Origin of the sequence: Methylophilus sp. 5, assembly GCF_000515275.1 — a bacterium.
In the GTDB taxonomy this organism is placed as follows: Bacteria; Pseudomonadota; Gammaproteobacteria; order Burkholderiales; family Methylophilaceae; genus Methylophilus.
Window position 1 is genome coordinate 1,881,896 of record NZ_KI911560.1, and the last position, 16,554, is coordinate 1,898,449.

The 16,554-nt window shown below is 51.8% G+C and carries 16 protein-coding genes; 10 read left to right on the forward strand and 6 right to left on the reverse strand.

The annotated features are described in order from the left end of the window. Window positions 1-39: 39 nt before the first annotated feature. The 5 genes from METH5_RS0109025 to METH5_RS0109045 all read left to right on the forward strand — a co-directional run bounded on the left by METH5_RS0109025 (window position 40) and on the right by METH5_RS0109045 (window position 5,294). Window positions 40-1,194 carry a sialidase family protein gene (locus METH5_RS0109025; RefSeq protein ID WP_232410998.1) on the forward strand — a complete coding sequence of 385 codons (1,155 nt, stop codon included), beginning with the start codon at window positions 40-42 and terminating at the stop codon, window positions 1,192-1,194. 127 nt (window positions 1,195-1,321) lie between these two features. Beyond that, complete coding sequence (clpB, locus tag METH5_RS0109030) at window positions 1,322-3,904, forward strand: ATP-dependent chaperone ClpB (RefSeq protein WP_029148196.1); 2,583 nt, start codon at window positions 1,322-1,324, stop codon at window positions 3,902-3,904. Window positions 3,905-3,992: 88 nt separating this feature from the next. Further along, entirely contained in the window at window positions 3,993-4,514 is a 522-nt protein-coding gene (locus tag METH5_RS0109035) for a hypothetical protein (protein WP_029148197.1), read from the forward strand. 65 nt (window positions 4,515-4,579) lie between these two features. Further along, window positions 4,580-4,999: a secondary thiamine-phosphate synthase enzyme YjbQ gene (locus METH5_RS0109040; RefSeq protein WP_029148198.1), complete on the forward strand. Its 420-nt coding sequence runs from the start codon at window positions 4,580-4,582 to the stop codon at window positions 4,997-4,999. A 43-nt stretch (window positions 5,000-5,042) separates the two neighbouring features. Then, a complete protein-coding gene (locus METH5_RS0109045) occupies window positions 5,043-5,294 on the forward strand; it encodes a hypothetical protein (RefSeq protein ID WP_029148199.1) in 252 nt (83 codons plus the stop codon). Window positions 5,295-5,342: 48 nt separating this feature from the next. On the opposite strand, the gene METH5_RS0109050 is transcribed toward METH5_RS0109045, so the two are convergent. From METH5_RS0109050 to gpmI, 4 genes are all read right to left on the reverse strand, one after another. Continuing rightward, on the reverse strand, window positions 5,343-5,765 hold the full coding sequence (locus METH5_RS0109050) for a hypothetical protein (protein ID WP_036307763.1): 423 nt from the start codon (window positions 5,763-5,765) through the stop codon (window positions 5,343-5,345). 164 nt (window positions 5,766-5,929) lie between these two features. Continuing rightward, window positions 5,930-7,138 carry a C2 family cysteine protease gene (locus METH5_RS0109055; protein ID WP_029148201.1) on the reverse strand — a complete coding sequence of 403 codons (1,209 nt, stop codon included), beginning with the start codon at window positions 7,136-7,138 and terminating at the stop codon, window positions 5,930-5,932. A gap of 258 nt (window positions 7,139-7,396) precedes the next feature. Continuing rightward, complete coding sequence (locus METH5_RS0109065) at window positions 7,397-8,779, reverse strand: murein hydrolase activator EnvC (RefSeq protein WP_029148202.1); 1,383 nt, start codon at window positions 8,777-8,779, stop codon at window positions 7,397-7,399. A 21-nt stretch (window positions 8,780-8,800) separates the two neighbouring features. After that, window positions 8,801-10,351: a 2,3-bisphosphoglycerate-independent phosphoglycerate mutase gene (gene gpmI, locus METH5_RS0109070; protein WP_029148203.1), complete on the reverse strand. Its 1,551-nt coding sequence runs from the start codon at window positions 10,349-10,351 to the stop codon at window positions 8,801-8,803. A 149-nt stretch (window positions 10,352-10,500) separates the two neighbouring features. On the opposite strand from gpmI, the gene METH5_RS0109075 reads away from it, so the two are divergent. The 5 genes from METH5_RS0109075 to METH5_RS0109095 all read left to right on the forward strand — a co-directional run bounded on the left by METH5_RS0109075 (window position 10,501) and on the right by METH5_RS0109095 (window position 13,850). Continuing rightward, window positions 10,501-10,911, forward strand: a complete 411-nt coding sequence (locus tag METH5_RS0109075) for a rhodanese-like domain-containing protein (protein WP_029148204.1) — start codon at window positions 10,501-10,503, stop codon at window positions 10,909-10,911. Between the two features lie 40 nt (window positions 10,912-10,951). After that, entirely contained in the window at window positions 10,952-11,209 is a 258-nt protein-coding gene (grxC, locus tag METH5_RS0109080; RefSeq protein ID WP_019881487.1) for a glutaredoxin 3, read from the forward strand. A 94-nt stretch (window positions 11,210-11,303) separates the two neighbouring features. Then, the gene (gene secB, locus METH5_RS0109085) at window positions 11,304-11,780 is read left to right on the forward strand and encodes a protein-export chaperone SecB (protein ID WP_029148205.1); all 477 of its coding nucleotides are present in this window, start codon (window positions 11,304-11,306) and stop codon (window positions 11,778-11,780) included. Window positions 11,781-11,840: 60 nt separating this feature from the next. Then, entirely contained in the window at window positions 11,841-12,833 is a 993-nt protein-coding gene (locus METH5_RS0109090; RefSeq protein ID WP_029148206.1) for an NAD(P)H-dependent glycerol-3-phosphate dehydrogenase, read from the forward strand. A 99-nt stretch (window positions 12,834-12,932) separates the two neighbouring features. Beyond that, on the forward strand, window positions 12,933-13,850 hold the full coding sequence (locus tag METH5_RS0109095) for an SdiA-regulated domain-containing protein (protein WP_232410999.1): 918 nt from the start codon (window positions 12,933-12,935) through the stop codon (window positions 13,848-13,850). Window positions 13,851-13,918: 68 nt separating this feature from the next. Here METH5_RS0109095 and METH5_RS0109100 read toward each other — a convergent pair whose 3' ends face one another. Together METH5_RS0109100 and groL are read right to left on the reverse strand one after the other, a co-directional pair. Then, on the reverse strand, window positions 13,919-14,533 hold the full coding sequence (locus METH5_RS0109100) for an FKBP-type peptidyl-prolyl cis-trans isomerase (protein ID WP_029148208.1): 615 nt from the start codon (window positions 14,531-14,533) through the stop codon (window positions 13,919-13,921). A 327-nt stretch (window positions 14,534-14,860) separates the two neighbouring features. Then, complete coding sequence (gene groL / locus METH5_RS0109105; protein ID WP_029148209.1) at window positions 14,861-16,498, reverse strand: chaperonin GroEL; 1,638 nt, start codon at window positions 16,496-16,498, stop codon at window positions 14,861-14,863. Between the last annotated feature and the right edge of the window lie 56 nt (window positions 16,499-16,554).

Consider the following 16,554-nt stretch of genomic DNA (forward strand, 5'->3'; position numbering starts at 1 on the left):
CGGTGGGTAATCCTGGTGTGGTGGATGGTGCTTTTATTCATGGTTCAGGCCACTGATGCCCACGAAGGTCACTCCCATGAGACTCACCCCGATGTTGTCACCAGCCCGTTGGCGGTCAGTGTGGCGGCAGATCATACCGGGCGGGTGTGGATGGTGCAGGTGAAACAAGGGCAAGTATGGGTGTTGGCCAGTGACGATGCCGGTCAGCATTTTAACACCGGCGTTGCCGTTCACTCCACACCGATGAACGTGGCGGCAGACGCTGAGTCTAGGCCGGCAATAGCGGTGGGTGCCAATGGCGCCGTGTATGTGATCTGGACCGAACTGCTCAAAAAAAATCAGGCGGGCTATCTCTGGTTTGCGCGATCAATAGATGGCGGCAAACATTTTGAAACACCTTATGTTGTGCATCAGCATCGTGAAGAAATCACGCATCGCTATGGCACTTTGCAGGTGGCGGCGGATGGCGCAATAACCGTGGCATGGCTAGACAAGCGCGATATGCTGGCAGCCAAAGCTGCCGCCAAGCCTTACCAGGGGTCGGCGATTTATTATGCCGTCTCTCATGATCATGGCAAAAGCTTTAACGCCGAACAAAAGTTGGCAGATAACAGTTGCGAGTGTTGCCGTATTGCGATGACCAGCAAGCCCGATGGCACCGTGGCCGTACTCTGGCGGCATGTGTTTGAAGGCAGTGAGCGTGATCACGCCATGGCTGAAATTGGCCCCTTGGGCAATCCTGTGCTGGTGCGAGCCAGTTATGGCCACTGGAAACTGGATGGTTGCCCGCATCATGGCGCGGCGCTGGCAGTGGGCGAGGGTTTTGGCTATCACCTGGCGTATTTTGATGGTGCGGGGGATAAGCCAGGGTTGCGCATTGCCCGCATGGATGGTCAGGCCTGGGTCACTTCGCCACCAAAGCGGATCGGCGATGCGAAAAGAAATGCCGGTCATCCGGCCTTATTAAGTGTTGGCGAGCAGGTTTGGCTGGCCTGGCAAGAGCACGACAGCAGTGGTGCAGGCGTTATGGCGATGGCTTCGTCTGATGGTGGCCGCACTTGGGGTGCATCAGTAGTGATGCTGCATAGCAATGGCAAGCTTGATTATCCGCAATGGCTAACCTTGCAAGGGCAGGCAACGCTGGCGGTAAACACTGCTGACAAAGGCTTGCAGCTGATCCCGTTTAACCGCTAAACCCTAAGTAACCGTGACAAAGTCGCGCCAATTTGATCTGCATCTATTGAAAACGCAAAAACCCGCCGCATTATAGGGTTATCCAGCCGCACGCCGCGGCATGACTTTAATAATGAAAGGGTTTGCCATGCGTTTTGATAAACTCACCACCAAATTTCAACAGGCACTGGCCGATGCGCAAAGCATGGCGGTTGGTGCTGATCACCCTACCATCGAAGCGCCACATTTGTTGCTGGCAATGCTAAACCAGGACGACAGCGGTGTGGCTGCGTTGCTGTCACGCGCAGGTGCACAAGTCAGCGCATTGAAAACCGGCTTGCAGCAAGCCATTGATGCGTTACCCAAAGTCAGTGAAAACAGTGGCGATGTCGCCGTGTCGCGTGACCTCAATAACCTGTTAAATGTGACTGATAAACTGGCGCAAAAAAGTGGCGATAGTTATATTGCCAGCGAGATGTTTTTGTTGGCGCTGGCCGACGATAAAGGCAACACCGGCAAACTGCTCAAGCAGCATGGCGTGAATAAAACCGCCTTAGAGCAAGCCATCAAAGCCGTGCGTGGTAATGACTCAGTGAATAGCCAAGAGGCTGAAGGCCAACGCGAGGCGTTGAAAAAATACACCTTGGACCTGACCGAACGTGCGCGTGCGGGCAAGCTGGACCCGGTGATTGGCCGCGACGATGAAATTCGCCGCGCGATTCAGGTATTGCAACGCCGCACCAAAAACAACCCGGTGTTGATCGGTGAGCCGGGCGTGGGCAAAACTGCGATTGTTGAGGGTTTGGCGCAACGTATCGTCAATGGTGAAGTGCCTGATTCACTCAAAAACAAGAAAGTATTGAGCCTCGATATGGCCGCTCTGCTGGCTGGGGCTAAATACCGTGGCGAATTTGAAGAGCGCTTAAAAACCGTGCTCAAAGAGCTGGCACAAGATGAAGGCCAGACCATTGTGTTTATTGATGAAATTCACACCATGGTGGGCGCGGGTAAATCAGAAGGCGCCATGGATGCTGGCAATATGTTGAAACCTGCCTTGGCGCGCGGCGAACTGCACTGTGTGGGTGCGACCACGCTGGATGAGTATCGCAAATATATCGAAAAAGACGCAGCGCTTGAGCGCCGTTTTCAAAAGGTATTGGTTGATGAGCCGAGCGTGGAAGCGACGATTGCGATTTTGCGTGGTTTGCAGGAGAAATACGAATTGCACCACGGCGTGGAGATTACGGATCCGGCGATTGTGGCGGCGGCCGAGCTGTCTAACCGCTATATTACTGACCGCTTTTTGCCGGACAAAGCCATTGATTTGATTGATGAAGCCGCCTCACGCATCAAGATGGAGATCGACTCCAAGCCTGAAGTGATGGACAAGCTGGACCGCCGTTTGATTCAACTCAAAATTGAGCGCGAAGCCGTGCGTCGTGAAAAGGACGAAGCCAGCCAAAAGCGCTTTGGCCTGATTGAAGAAGAAATCAGCAAGCTGGAAAAAGAATACGCCGACCTTGAAGAAGTGTGGAAAGCAGAAAAAGCCGCCGTACAAGGCTCTGCTGGCGTGAAAGAGGCGATTGAGAAAGTAAAGCTGGACATGGAAACGGCCACGCGCAAAGGCGATTGGCAGAAGGTGTCTGAGTTGCAGTACGGAAAATTGCCGCAGTTAGAAGCGCAACTCACGCATGCCTCAACGGCCGAGGCGAGTGGCACGGTTAAACATAAAATGTTGCGCACCGAGGTTGGTGCCGACGAAATTGCCGAAGTCGTGAGCCGCGCTACCGGGATTCCAGTGAGCAAAATGATGACGGGTGAGCGTGAAAAACTGCTCAATATGGAGAGCAGGTTACATGAGCGCGTGGTCGGCCAGGATGAAGCAGTGCGGCTGGTGTCAGACGCGATTCGTCGTTCACGTAGCGGTTTGAGTGACCCTAATCGCCCTTATGGTAGCTTTTTGTTTTTGGGGCCAACCGGTGTCGGTAAAACTGAGTTGTGCAAAGCCCTGGCCAATTTTTTGTTTGATAGCCCGGATCATCTGGTTCGCATAGATATGAGCGAGTTTATGGAGAAGCATTCTGTCTCTCGCCTGATTGGTGCGCCGCCTGGTTACGTCGGCTACGAAGAAGGTGGCACGCTCACCGAAGCTGTACGCCGCAAACCTTATTCGGTGGTGTTGCTCGATGAGGTAGAAAAAGCACACCCGGATGTGTTTAACGTGTTGTTGCAAGTGCTGGATGATGGCCGCTTAACCGATGGCCAGGGCCGCACCGTCGATTTTAAAAACACGGTGATTATCATGACCTCTAACCTGGGGAGCCATATGATCCAGAGTATGGCGGATCAGGATTACCAGGTGGTGAAGCTGGCGGTGATGGGCGAGGTGAAAGCACACTTCCGCCCCGAATTTATTAACCGCATTGACGAGGTAGTGGTGTTCCATTCACTGGGTGAAGCGCATGTGAAATCTATCGCTAATATTCAGTTGCAACTGCTGGCCAAACGGCTGGCGGCAATGGATATGCAGATGGAAATCAGCGATGCCGCGCTGGCTGAGATTGCCAACGCCGGCTTTGATCCCGTGTATGGTGCGCGACCACTCAAACGGGCGATCCAGAGTGAGATTGAAAATCCGTTGGCACGTGAAATTTTGGCCGGGCAGTTTGCGGCCAAAGATCATATCCGGGTCGATTTTCAGGCCGGAAAAATGCAATTTCGCAAGGTTTGATTGTTTAGCCTGCTGACTGAACCAGAACGGCATTAAAAGGGTCATAGCTATGACCCTTTATTTTTTTCGGGTGTAGAATGGACACACTATGCGTTATTCATCCTCTTTGCGTTTAATTCCTGTGACCTTGTTATTGGGGGTGTTGGCCGGGTGTGCCTCGCAACCGCCACAACCGCTGCAAATTGACCGCATCTCACCAGAGCAACTGGCGGCGCTGGTGCCACCGGCACAATCCAGCCTGAGCCTGGAACAAATTGTGACCATGAGCAAGCAAGGCAAGAGCGATGCCGAGGTCATTGAAGCAATTAAACAATCGCAGTCACGTTACTCGTTAGCGCCGTCTGATGTGCTCGATTGGCACCAAAAAGGCATTTCAAAAGGCGTGCTTGATTATATGCAGCACGCCAATGCGTTGGCCGAACAAAACGCCATTGCTGACGAAATTAACAAGCGCGAAAAAGCGCGCGTGGAGTCTGAAGCCAGGCTTAAACGCGAGCGCGATATGGCCAGACTACGCAGCATGGACCCCTGGTTTTATGGTGGCCCAGGGTTTTATGGCGGTCCGTGGGGCTACCGGCCGTATTGGGGTGGTGGCTGGCGCTACTGGTAATTCACTGGGGCTGACTTGATCGCCGCTATAATGTAGCCTTCGTCTTTTTGTTCCGGGAATCAGGCATGCAACAGCGCCACGAAACATTGTCTATTGATGCGCAAGGGCGGCGCTTGTATGACATCACGCCGCAAGTGCTGCAATGGGTGCAACAATCCGGCATCACCAGCGGCTTGCTCACGCTGTATATCCAGCATACCTCTGCCAGTTTGCTCATTAATGAAAATTATGACCGCGATGTGCTGGTGGATCTCGAAGCTTTTTTTAATCGACTGGTGCCAGACGGCGATGATTTGTTTATCCATACCGTAGAAGGCCCGGACGATATGCCTGCGCATGTGCGCACGGCCCTCACGCAAACCAGCCTGTCGATTCCCGTTTTGCAAGGACAAGTGGCCCTGGGCCAGTGGCAGGGCATTTTTCTGTTTGAACACAGACACTTGCCCGCCCATCGTCGCGTGCTGATGCATGTGATGGGTGCATAGTGTTTTATTGATGGATTTTTTATTGATTGAGAAGTGTTGTCTGATGAAGTCTGCTTTTGTGGTTGTTTTATGTGTTGTGTGTGCAGCGTGTTTGGTGGCATGTGAACGCACTGCTTCGACTGAGGTGCCCGCAGTCGCTAATCAAGAGGCCGCTGGCACGCCGCAGGCCGCAAAGGCGGGTGGTTATGAGCCGACGGCAGATGAACGCATCCCCGGTATCACCATGTCACAGCAGGAGCTGGACAAAATTTATACTGAAGCAAGACGTCAGCAGCCACAGCCCGCGACGCCTTAAGAGGCGCCTAAAAGTGAATGCAGAATAAGTCAGCTGGGGCGCTATCCGTCACGGCGTATGCATGTAGGTGTCATAGTGATTGACGTAATGTGTGAGCCGCCTGGCAAAAGACTCAATCTCCCCGCTTAACATTGCAGTTGCCTGATCTGCACGTTGTGCGGTGCTGGCATCCATGATTTTTTGCTGCCCGTTATAAATCGTCAATGTATGAAACCCTAAGCCAATGCTTGGCGATTGGCCAGGCTGCGTAGCTTGCCTGGGGGACGCTAATAGGTGGTCATCTTGCAGCCATTGTGTCAGTTGCGGCAAAAGCCCCGCTGGTGCAGGTTGTTCCGCAGAGACCAACACTTCGTCTACACAGGTGACAGTCAATCTGATTTTTTCTGCATCGACCATGATTTCGGCATTGCGTTGATACGGAGGCGGGATAGACGCCCCATAATAGCGGTAAACTAGGCGTGTTATGCTCATCGTGTGGTGCCCTTCGTTGCCCAGTATGAGTGGTAGTACTAACAGCCAATATTTTGTCACGATTTTGTACCACATTTTATACGCGTTTTACCCGAGCGCACCTATGAGGGCACAATCCCCTTTGCCGGTCATCTGCTGCAATGAATGGCAAAGGGATGCAGCATTTAAACGGTGACGCCAGAGACTGCAAAGTACTGCTGGAATGTCGCTGCTTTCATTGCAAACACGCCATTGCTATTTAATGGAATGCTGGCCGAAAATGAAATCTGTCTCGCGGTCCAGTTGCCGCTAATGGTATCGAGCACTGCATGGTGCGTGCCCCACGGGTTGCGCAACACAATGTATTTTTCATGGTTGATGTATTCCCAACCTAAAATTGAATAGGCATGATTAGCAACTACTTTTGCTGCCGGGTAGTTGGTGCCTGCAGGAGGGGTGTCATAAGTCCACGCGACCATCGGGTTGATGGTGCGTTTACTCATGCAGTTGCTGCGCACAAATGTCCATAAGTCATCGCCGGTTTTGCCACTGTGGGCCACATAGGTTTTTGCCCCGCTGATGATTTCAGCGCAGGCATTGACTGGGTCACCACCCGCAATGGCGGGGTAATTCGGGTAGTCGGTGCTGTTGCCGGTGCGCCATTTTGCATAAGCTTTTTCCATCACGGCAGGCCAGGTTTCCCCCGCATCCAGCGATCTGGCATAGACCCAGTTGTGCCCTGGTTTTGTCACGGGCACCAGCTCGGTTACTTCAACGGCTTGTGCTTCGCCGCTACCAGACTTATAAAAACTCACTTTATGGATAGGCTGTTCTTCATTGCCCCAGGCCGAGGGGCGTATCATGTTGATAATGGCATAAGGTCTGGCCCAGGCCACCGATGCCAGAGCCGCTATAAAATAGCAATCACCCAACACGCCTTGCACCGGGTCATTGAGCTCGGCTACATCTTCAAAGTAGTCGCCCATGTCTACCCAGTCTTTGTCTGGAGGTGTCCATGGCGTACCGGCAATGGCCGTGCGTAACACGGCGGTATTAATCATGATCTCAGATAGCACCACCGTTTTTCTGATGGTGCCCAGGCGCAAACGTTGTGCACCGATAGACCTGGTAGCAACAGGACTTTGGGTTTGATAGAAGCGGTTAATCCTGTCCGAAGTTTGCGCCTCTGACAACACTTTCAGGCTGCCATCGGCGGCGAGTTCTGCGTCTGGCCTGAGGATAGGGTTGCGCAGGTCAAAAATCTGCTCTGCACTCACGCCTAAAATTTCGGCCAGCATGACTTGCGGTTCTGCGACTTGCTCCCAGTTGATTTTCTTTTGCGCAATCACTTCTGCGGCGGCATAAGGGTTAATAACTCCAACATTCACTTCCATGGCGACTCTCCTAAACGACTGTTTTAATAAACTAAGACGGGTTAAGTTGATGCTTGGTTAATGAAGGCTATGCGACACTACGTTGACAGCCTCCCGGTGATGTACCGGAAAACTGATGGTATACCAATGTGTTAATAAATGATAATTAAATTTAAGTTAATTGATTTTTTTGGCTGGGTGTAGGCGGTGCAGGCAAAAAAAACCACCTCGCATAAAGGTGGTTTTTGCTCAGGCTTGCAGGCGTGAAAACGTGCCAGATCAGCGCAATGTGCTCCATTGCAGGGGATCGAAAGGCACGCTGTTACGACGCAATTCATAATAAACGCCATTTTCAGCATTGCCGCCGCTGTTGCCAACAGCGGCAATGGTGTCGCCAGACTTCACACTTTGGCCAGAGCCTTTATACAGTGCTTCATTGTTGCCATACAGACTCATATAGCCATTGCCATGGTCGATGACAATCAGGTTACCAAAGCCGCGCATCCAGTCGGCAAACACCACTTGCCCACCCGCGACTGATTTAACCTCGCTGCCCTCTTTGGCGCGGATGAAAATGCCTTTCCAGCTGACACCGGTATCGGCACGTGCGGTGCCAAAGCGGTTAATCACATCGCCACGTACCGGTAAGCGCAAGCGCCCGCGCAATTGGGAAAAGTTTTCTTTATTGGCGTTGTATTCCGGCAGTGTTTCATTTTTGGCGATGACCGTATTACTTTGCGTGTTGCTGTCGCTGTCTTCTACATTGGTTTGCGGTGACCGCTCAAACGTGCGTCCGCCAGACTTTTTCTTGCGTGCCAGTTCGGCCGCTTTTTTTGCCGCCGCTTCTTTTTCGCGCTTGGCTTTTGCCAGCGCCTCTTGCTCGCGTTTTTTCGCTTCAGCTAACAAGCGCTGAAACAATTGTGACAAGGCTTCTTCGTCTTTTTTCAGGCGCACCATTTGCTGCTCCTGCGTCTCAATTTGTTTAGACAGCTCGTTCAGGGCGTCGGTGCGGCGCGATTTTTCACCTTCAAGTTTTTGCGTGGTTTCGCTATATTGATTGGCCAGGCGCTCGGTTTCGTGTAGTTGCTCGGTGGTGGCCGAGCGCACGCGGTCTATCGCTTCCTGGTTGTCTTGTAATAACTGAATCTGCTGTTGATGTGCGGCCGTGAGGTAACCCAGGTATTTCAGGTTGCGCGAGGTATTGGCTGGGTCTTGCTGTTGCAACAGCATTTGCAGCGGACTGTTGTTGCCATGACGGTATTGCTGGTTGAGCTGCTCGCTGAGTGCGCGACGCTGCTGGTTGACCTGTCGCTGCAGTAATGACAGCTGCTTTTGCAGGTCTTGCAATTTGCCACGGTTGTCTTGCTGCGCATCCTGAATGTCGCGCAGTTTTTTACGCGAGCTGCTAATGGCCGTCTCTGAGGCTTTTAAGGCATCATGCGCATCCTGCTTGGCGACACGTGAGGCTTTAAGCGCATTGGCTAATTGCTGGATCTTTTCTTTGACTTGCTCCAGATCACCCTTGGTGGATTCGGTTTTGTCATTTGCTGCGGCGTGCGCAGGCGGCGACAAGCTGCCTGCAGCGAGTGCCAGGCAAATCACCATGCCCATTGCCCACAGGCGTTTGGGCTTTGCGCCAGCCATCATGCGAAACTCAAACATGCACTCAGTCACCTAGCCAGTTTAGGCCGCTGCATTGAGTTTAATCAGGTTTTTACCGGTCATTTCGGCAGGTTGCGGCACGCCCATTAATGAGAGCAAGGTCGGCGCGATGTCAGATAGAGCGCCACCAGTAGTCACCTGGCCGGGGCGACCGATATAAATAAACGGCACCAGGTTGGTGGTGTGCTGGGTGTGTGCCTGCTCGCTGGCATGGTCAAACATGCTTTCTGCATTGCCGTGATCAGCCGTGATAATGACGTCAGCGCCGACTTTTTGTGCTGCTGCGACCACGCGCCCTACGCAGGTATCCAGAGCTTCTACCGCTTGAATGGCGGCTGGCAGGTTGCCGGTATGGCCAACCATGTCGCCGTTGGCGTAGTTGCAAATCACCGCCTGATATTGCTGTGACTCAATCGCAGCCACCAGTTTGTCGGTGACTTCTGGCGCGCTCATTTCCGGCTGCAAGTCATACGTCCTCACTTTGGGTGAGGGCACTAAAATGCGGTCTTCGCCTGCAAAGACGGTTTCTTCGCCGCCATTAAAAAAGAAGGTCACGTGTGGATACTTTTCGGTTTCGGCGATACGCAGCTGTTTCAGCCCCAGGTGAGAAATGTATTCACCAAAGGTGTTGGGGACCGTAAACGGCGCAAACACGGGTTCGGCCAGCGTTTGGTTTTTGTCGTATTGTGTCAGCGTGAAATAATGGCTAAAGGCAGGCACGCGGCTGCGCTCAAAACCGCTAAATTGCGGGTTGAGCAGGGCGTCGGTTAACTGTCGCGCACGGTCGCTTCTAAAGTTCATAAACAGCAGGCAGTCGCCATCTTCCATGCGCACCGGTGCAGCATCAGCGGCTCTAATGGCTGTGCATTTCACAAACTCGTCGCTCTCATCGCGTGCATAGGCTTGTTGCAAAGCAGTCAGGCTGTCGGGCGCAACCGCGTCAGAAGTGCCGTTGACCAGTAACTCATAAGCAACCGATACGCGCTCCCAGCGTTTGTCGCGGTCCATGCCGTAAAAGCGGCCGCCCACAGAGGCGATTTGGCCGACGCCTAGTGTTTTAAGATGGTCTTCTAACGCTTGCAAATAAGGCTGCGCACTTTTGGGTGGCGTGTCACGGCCATCGAGGAAGGCATGTACATACACCTTGCTCAGGCCTTGCTGCTTGGCCAGTTCGAGGGCCGCATGAATATGTGGCTGATAGCTATGCACGCCGCCGTCAGACAACAAGCCCAGGATATGCAGCGCTTTGTTGTTGGCTTTGAGTGCCTGCATGGCATTGACCAGTGCAGGCAGTTTAAAAAACTCGCCACTGCTAATGCTGTTATTAATGCGCTCAAAGTCTTGAAAGACGATACGTCCCGCCCCAATATTCAAATGGCCCACTTCAGAGTTACCCATCTGGCCGTCCGGCAAGCCGACATAATGCTCGGAGGCGTTGATTAAGCTGTGTGGGTAAGTCGCCTTCAAAGCGTCCAGATTTGGGGTGTTCGCTTGTAACACGGCATTGAATTCGGTGGTCTCGCTGTGACCAAAACCATCGAGGATCAGCAAAATGACAGGGTTGATTGACATGGCTAACAGTCTTTAAAGTGGTGACGGAACGTCGAATTGATGAATTCGTCTATTATAATCGCAACCGCAGGCGACGCATACCCGCAGGGGCGCTGGCACTGCTAATGATTTGGTGCTGTGAAACATTCAGCTAAGAGGGTGAGTAAAAAGTGGAGTTTTTGAAACAAAATGTCATGTTAATCGGTCTGGCGATCGGCTCTGGTCTGGCCTTGTTGCTGCCGATGTTAAGCCGCTCTGTGGCAGGTATCGCCACGTTGTCGGCGACAGAGGCGGTGATGCTGATGAACCGTAAGTCTGCGCTGGTGCTGGATGTGCGTGAGGCAGACGAGTTTGCCCAAGGCCATTTGCAAGGCGCGCGCAATGTGCCGTTATCGCAATTATCGGCACGCCTTAAAGAGTTAGAAAAGTTTCGCGACAAACCTGTGCTGGTGGTGTGCCAGCGCGGCAAACGTGCGCACACCGCTGCCAAGTTGCTCAAAGCGCAAAATTTCACGGCCTTAAATCTGCTCAAAGGCGGCATGCAAGCCTGGATAGAGGCCAAGATGCCCAGCAGTAAGTAGCCTCTACCTGTAGAAAATAAGTCTTTTTTAAAGGAATCGTATGGCTAAAGTTGTGATGTATACCTCAGCCGTGTGCCCCTATTGCATCAATGCAGAGCGGCTGTTAAAAAATAAAGGCGTGACCGAGATTGAAAAAATTCGCGTCGATTTGCAGCCTGAATTGCGCGCCGAAATGATGGAAAAAACCGGCCGCCGTACCGTGCCGCAAATTTTTATCGGCGAGCAGCATGTGGGCGGCTTTGATGACCTGCATGCACTGGATGTACAAGGCGGCTTGGACCCATTGCTGGCGGCTTAAACCACATTGTTTTTTGTCACAAAAAACACATAGTCAGGCCGGGGATGTCCGGTTAGAATAGCGGCTTTGTGTATTGATCATTTAAGGATAATTCATGGCTCAGGATTCACAGAACCAAACAGAACAAAACGTAGCACCGATTTTTAGCATTGAAAAACTGTATGTGCATGATGCTTCAATTGAAGTGCCAAATGCACCGGCTATTTTTACTGAGCGTACGACACCACAAATCAATGTTGAGTTGGGCAATAACGCACAGCAAATCGAAGAAGGCATTTTTAATGTGTCTATCAAAGTGACTGTGACTGCCAAAATTGAAGACAAAACAGCCTTTTTGGTTGAAGTGACACAATCTGGTATTTTCGCGATTCGCAACGTGCCGCAAGAAAACATGGAGCCGATTCTGGCCGTGGCTTGCCCGAACATCTTGTTCCCTTATGCCCGTGAAGCGATTTCTGACATGGTGACACGCGCAGGCTTTATGCCAGTGTTGCTGAACCCGATCAACTTCGAAGCGCTTTACCTGCAACAGCAACAGCAAGCCGCTCAAGCCGCTGGCGCACCTAACTAATTATTTAATCAACATGTGAGGCACCGGTGATGGTCCGGTGCGCTTTCTGGATACATTCAAATGAGTAAGGTTGCAGTTCTTGGAGCAGGTGCCTGGGGCACAGCACTGGCCATGCATATCGCGTTGCAGCACGAGGTTGTGCTGTGGGCACGCAATAGCGGGCATGTCTCTGGTATGCGCAAGGCGCGCGCTAATCCGCTCTATCTGGGCGATTTTGCTTTTCCTGAAAAACTCACGGTAGAAGACGACCTGGCGGCGGCAGTCGCTGGTTCGGATTTGATATTATCTGTGGTGCCGACGGCCGGTTTTCGGCCAATTTTGCAGCAACTCAAAGCCTTGGGCATTACGCAGCCTTTGATCTGGGCCAACAAAGGCCTGGAGCCGCAAACGGCAAAATTACCGTTTGAAGTGGCACAAGAAGAGTTAGGCGCAGACTACCCATGGGGCGTGTTAAGCGGCCCTAGCTTTGCTGCGGAACTGGTGCGTGGCTTGCCCACTGCCATCACCCTGGCTGCAAATCACCGTGAACTGGCGCAACAGGCTGCGCAACTGATTCATGGCGGCTGCTTGCGTGTGTACGATAGCGTAGATGTCGTCGGTGCTTCTGTTGGTGGGGCGGTGAAAAACGTGATGGCGATTGCCGCTGGCATTTCGGATGGCATGGGCTTTGGTAACAACGCACGTGCCGCCATGATCACACGCGGCTTGGCTGAAATTACCCGTTTTGGCATGGCCTTGGGCGCCAAACCAGAAACATTTATGGGTCTGGCTGGCGCAGGCGATCTTATTTTGACCTGTACCGGACAATATTCACGTAACCGCGAAGTCGGCTTGCAACTCGCTTCTGGCAAATCACTAGAGAGCATTCTGGCAGGCTTGGGGCATGTGGCCGAAGGCGTGAATACTGCACGTGAAGTCATGCGTCGTGCTGACACCATAGGCGTAGAAATGCCTATTACCTTTGAAGTCAATCAATTGCTGACTAACCAGAAAACAGCGCAGGAAGCCGTGAGCGCCTTGCTGGGTCGTGGTCAGCGTCAAGAATCCGTTTAATTGTTGTCCTGCTGCCTTAACCGTTAATTACATCGGTGCCGGAACTCGGCACAAGCAATTGAGTCAGCCTTATGGTGGTAAATCATAAGGTTGAAAAAAGTGCAGTATCGAAGCAAGTGGTTATTCAAAGCGGGCGCCATTGTTGGCATAGTAGTGGTACTCGCCTCTTTTCTTTACGTCATGAAAGCAGAAGCGCTGGCGTGGCATCTGTGGCACCAGTTACGCAGCCCTGATCATCATGGGCTGGACCTCGCCCACTACCAGGTGTCGATCGAGGCCAAGCCGCTGGCGCATTATCAAAACACCTCGGGGCTCACCTTTAACCGCGAAACGGGCACGTTGTTTACTGTGCTCAATGATATGGGCACGATCGTCGAGTTAAGCCGTGATGGCACGCCACTGCGTGAAATCCAGGTGCATGGCAGCGATGACCTGGAAGGCATCACGCATGTTGAGCAAGACTACTATGTGGTCGCCGACGAGCGGGATAGCCAGTTGTGGCTGCTGCAAATCAAGCCGGAAACGCGTGAAATCTCACTGGGTGATGCCAAGCTGTTGAAACTTGGTATGAATGAGCGCGGCAATAAAAACTTTGAAGGCGTTTCGTGGGATAGCGTCAATCACAGGCTGATTGTGGTCAAAGAGCGTGATCCCAAATATGTGCTCTCGGTGAGCGGGTTATATCATGCCGCCAATCAAAACCAGAACAAGATCGAGGTAGAGCGCTTGCGGCAGTTTGACGGCGCGCTGACATGGGCGCTACGCGATTTGTCCTCAGTCACTTACCATGAGCAATCTGGGCATTTATTTCTGTTAAGTGATGAGTCTAAATTGCTCAAACAGTTTAATGAGCGCGGACAGACCATGGGCTCGCTTGCGCTCTGGCAAGGCTTTCATGGGTTGCATAAAAGCGTGCCGCAGGCCGAAGGCGTGTCGATTGATGATGAAGGCAATATTTATATTGTCAGCGAACCTAACCTGTTTTATGTGTTTAAGCCGCCATCACACCTCATTTAGTCTTTAGATTTTGAGCAAAAAATAAACCCGCCTTGGCGGGTTCATTTTATATTGGCCGTGCTTCAGGGTTATTCAATGCCCAGCAACTCTACTTGAAACACCAAGGTGGCATCCGGGCCAATCACCGGGCCGCTGCCGTTAGCGCCGTACGCCAGTTCAGACGGAATCGTCAGTTCAAACTTGCTGCCTACATTCATCAACTGCAAGCCTTCAACCCAGCCTGAAATCACACCGGTGACTGGGAAAACGATAGGCTCACCACGGTCATAAGAACTGTCAAATACCGTGCCGTCAGTCAGTGTGCCATGGTAATGCACCTTCACGCGATCGCTAGTGGTTGGCTTGGCGCCATTACCTGCTTCCAGTTGCTTGTATTGCAGACCGCTTGCCGTGGTAGTGACACCTTCTTTTTTGGCATTGTCTGCCAGGTAAGCCTCGCCATCAGCCTTATTTTTGGCATGGGCAGCCATTTGTCTTTCCTGGCTCTCTTTTTGAACCTGCTCAACTGCGCTTCTTTTTTCGGCATCGGTTAAGCGAGATGGCTGGTCAGACATTACATCTTTCACCGCGAGTGCGACGATTTCTGCGTCTAGTTCGAGGCCATCATTTTTCAGTTGATGTGCCAGGTTTTCACCCACGATATAACTTAAGCGTTGGGTTAAAGTCTCTAATTGATTTGCCATGGTGTTTAATTCTTTCGTTGTTAAAAATAAAGCCGTTTGCGAGCTTGATCTATCTACGCAAAGTAATCCGTCATTATGACGCAGAGTAGTTGATAAAACAAAACCCGCTTTTGCGGGTTTTGTCTTAAATGCTACTTAGGGCATTTCAACTTCAATGCGAAGGTGAGGCTAGGCGGTAAGACATTTGTGACGCAGGCAGTACATAAAGTACGGCAAGGAGCAAATGTCGAAGCCAACGACGCATCACCGATGCAGTGAAGATTGAAATTACATCATACCGCGCCATTGGTGTTTGATGGTCGGCAAATGATGTAATCAAACCAAAGGCTACATCATACCGCCCATGCCGCCCATGCCGCCCATATCCGGTGCAGAAGCTGCATCTTCTTTAGGCAGTTCAGCTACCATGCAGTCAGTAGTCAGCATCAAGCCAGCCACAGACGCTGCGTTTTGCAGGGCAGAACGTGTCACTTTAGTTGGGTCAAGAATACCCATTTCAATCATATCGCCATAGGTTTCGTTAGCCGCGTTGTAGCCGTAGTTGCCTTTACCAGCCGCCACGTTGTTCACCACGACAGATGGCTCAACGCCAGCGTTTTGGGTGATTTGGCGCAATGGCTCTTCAACCGCGCGCAAGACGATTTTCACGCCAGCTTCTTGATCCAGGTTGTCACCTTTCACTTTAGCAATCGCGTCACGGGCGCGGATCAGTGCAACGCCGCCGCCAGCCACGATACCTTCTTCAACCGCAGCACGTGTTGCGTGCAATGCATCTTCCACGCGGGCTTTTTTCTCTTTCATTTCGATTTCAGTCGTCGCGCCAACCTTGATCACTGCTACGCCGCCAGCCAGTTTGGCCACGCGCTCTTGCAGTTTTTCACGGTCATAGTCGCTAGACGCTTCTTCGATTTGTGTTTTGATCTGAGTGATACGTGCTTTGATTGCTTCTTCGTTGCCAGCACCGTCGATGATGATCGTGTTTTCTTTACCGACTTCGATGCGTTTAGCTTGGCCCAGGTCGTGCAATTGCACAGCTTCCAGTTTCAGGCCAACCTCTTCAGAAATCACAGTGCCGCCGGTCAAAATGGCGATGTCTTCCAACATGGCTTTACGACGGTCACCAAAACCAGGGGCTTTAACAGCTGTCGTTTTCAAAATGCCGCGGATGTTGTTCACTACCAGGGTTGCCAGCGCTTCGCCATCAACATCTTCTGCAATGATCAGCAATGGACGGCCCGCTTTCGCTACTTGCTCCAATGTTGGCAACAGGTCACGGATGTTGGATACTTTTTTGTCGTGCAATAACACGAAAGGATTGTCCAGCAACGCAATTTGGCGCTCTGGATTATTGATGAAGTAAGGTGACAAATAGCCACGGTCAAACTGCATACCTTCAACCACGTCCAGCTCATTGGTCAGGCCAGAACCGTCTTCAACCGTGATCACGCCTTCTTTACCCACTTTGTCCATTGCATCAGCAATGATTTGGCCAACAGAGGTGTCAGAGTTTGCAGAAATAGCGCCAACTTGCGCGATTTCTTTGCTGGTAGTACATGGTTTGGATTGTGCAGCCAGATCAGCCACAGCTGCTTCAACCGCTTTGTCGATACCACGCTTCAGGTCCATTGGGTTCATGCCGGCGGCGACAGATTTCATGCCTTCGCGGATAATCGCCTGTGCTAACACTGTTGCAGTCGTTGTGCCGTCACCAGCGATGTCGTTGGTTTTAGAAGCGACTTCTTTCACCATTTGTGCGCCCATGTTTTCGAATTTGTCTTTTAATTCGATTTCTTTAGCCACAGACACACCATCTTTAGTAATGGTAGGCGCGCCGAAAGAACGCTCCAACACCACGTTACGGCCTTTAGGGCCGAGGGTCACGCGCACTGCGTTAGCCAATACGTTGACACCATTTACCATTTTTTGGCGAACGTCATCACCAAATCTTACGTCTTTAGCTGCCATTTAAATTCTCCTAAATGCTTAATATTCAATCAGTTTTAATCGGAATTGTGGTCAAT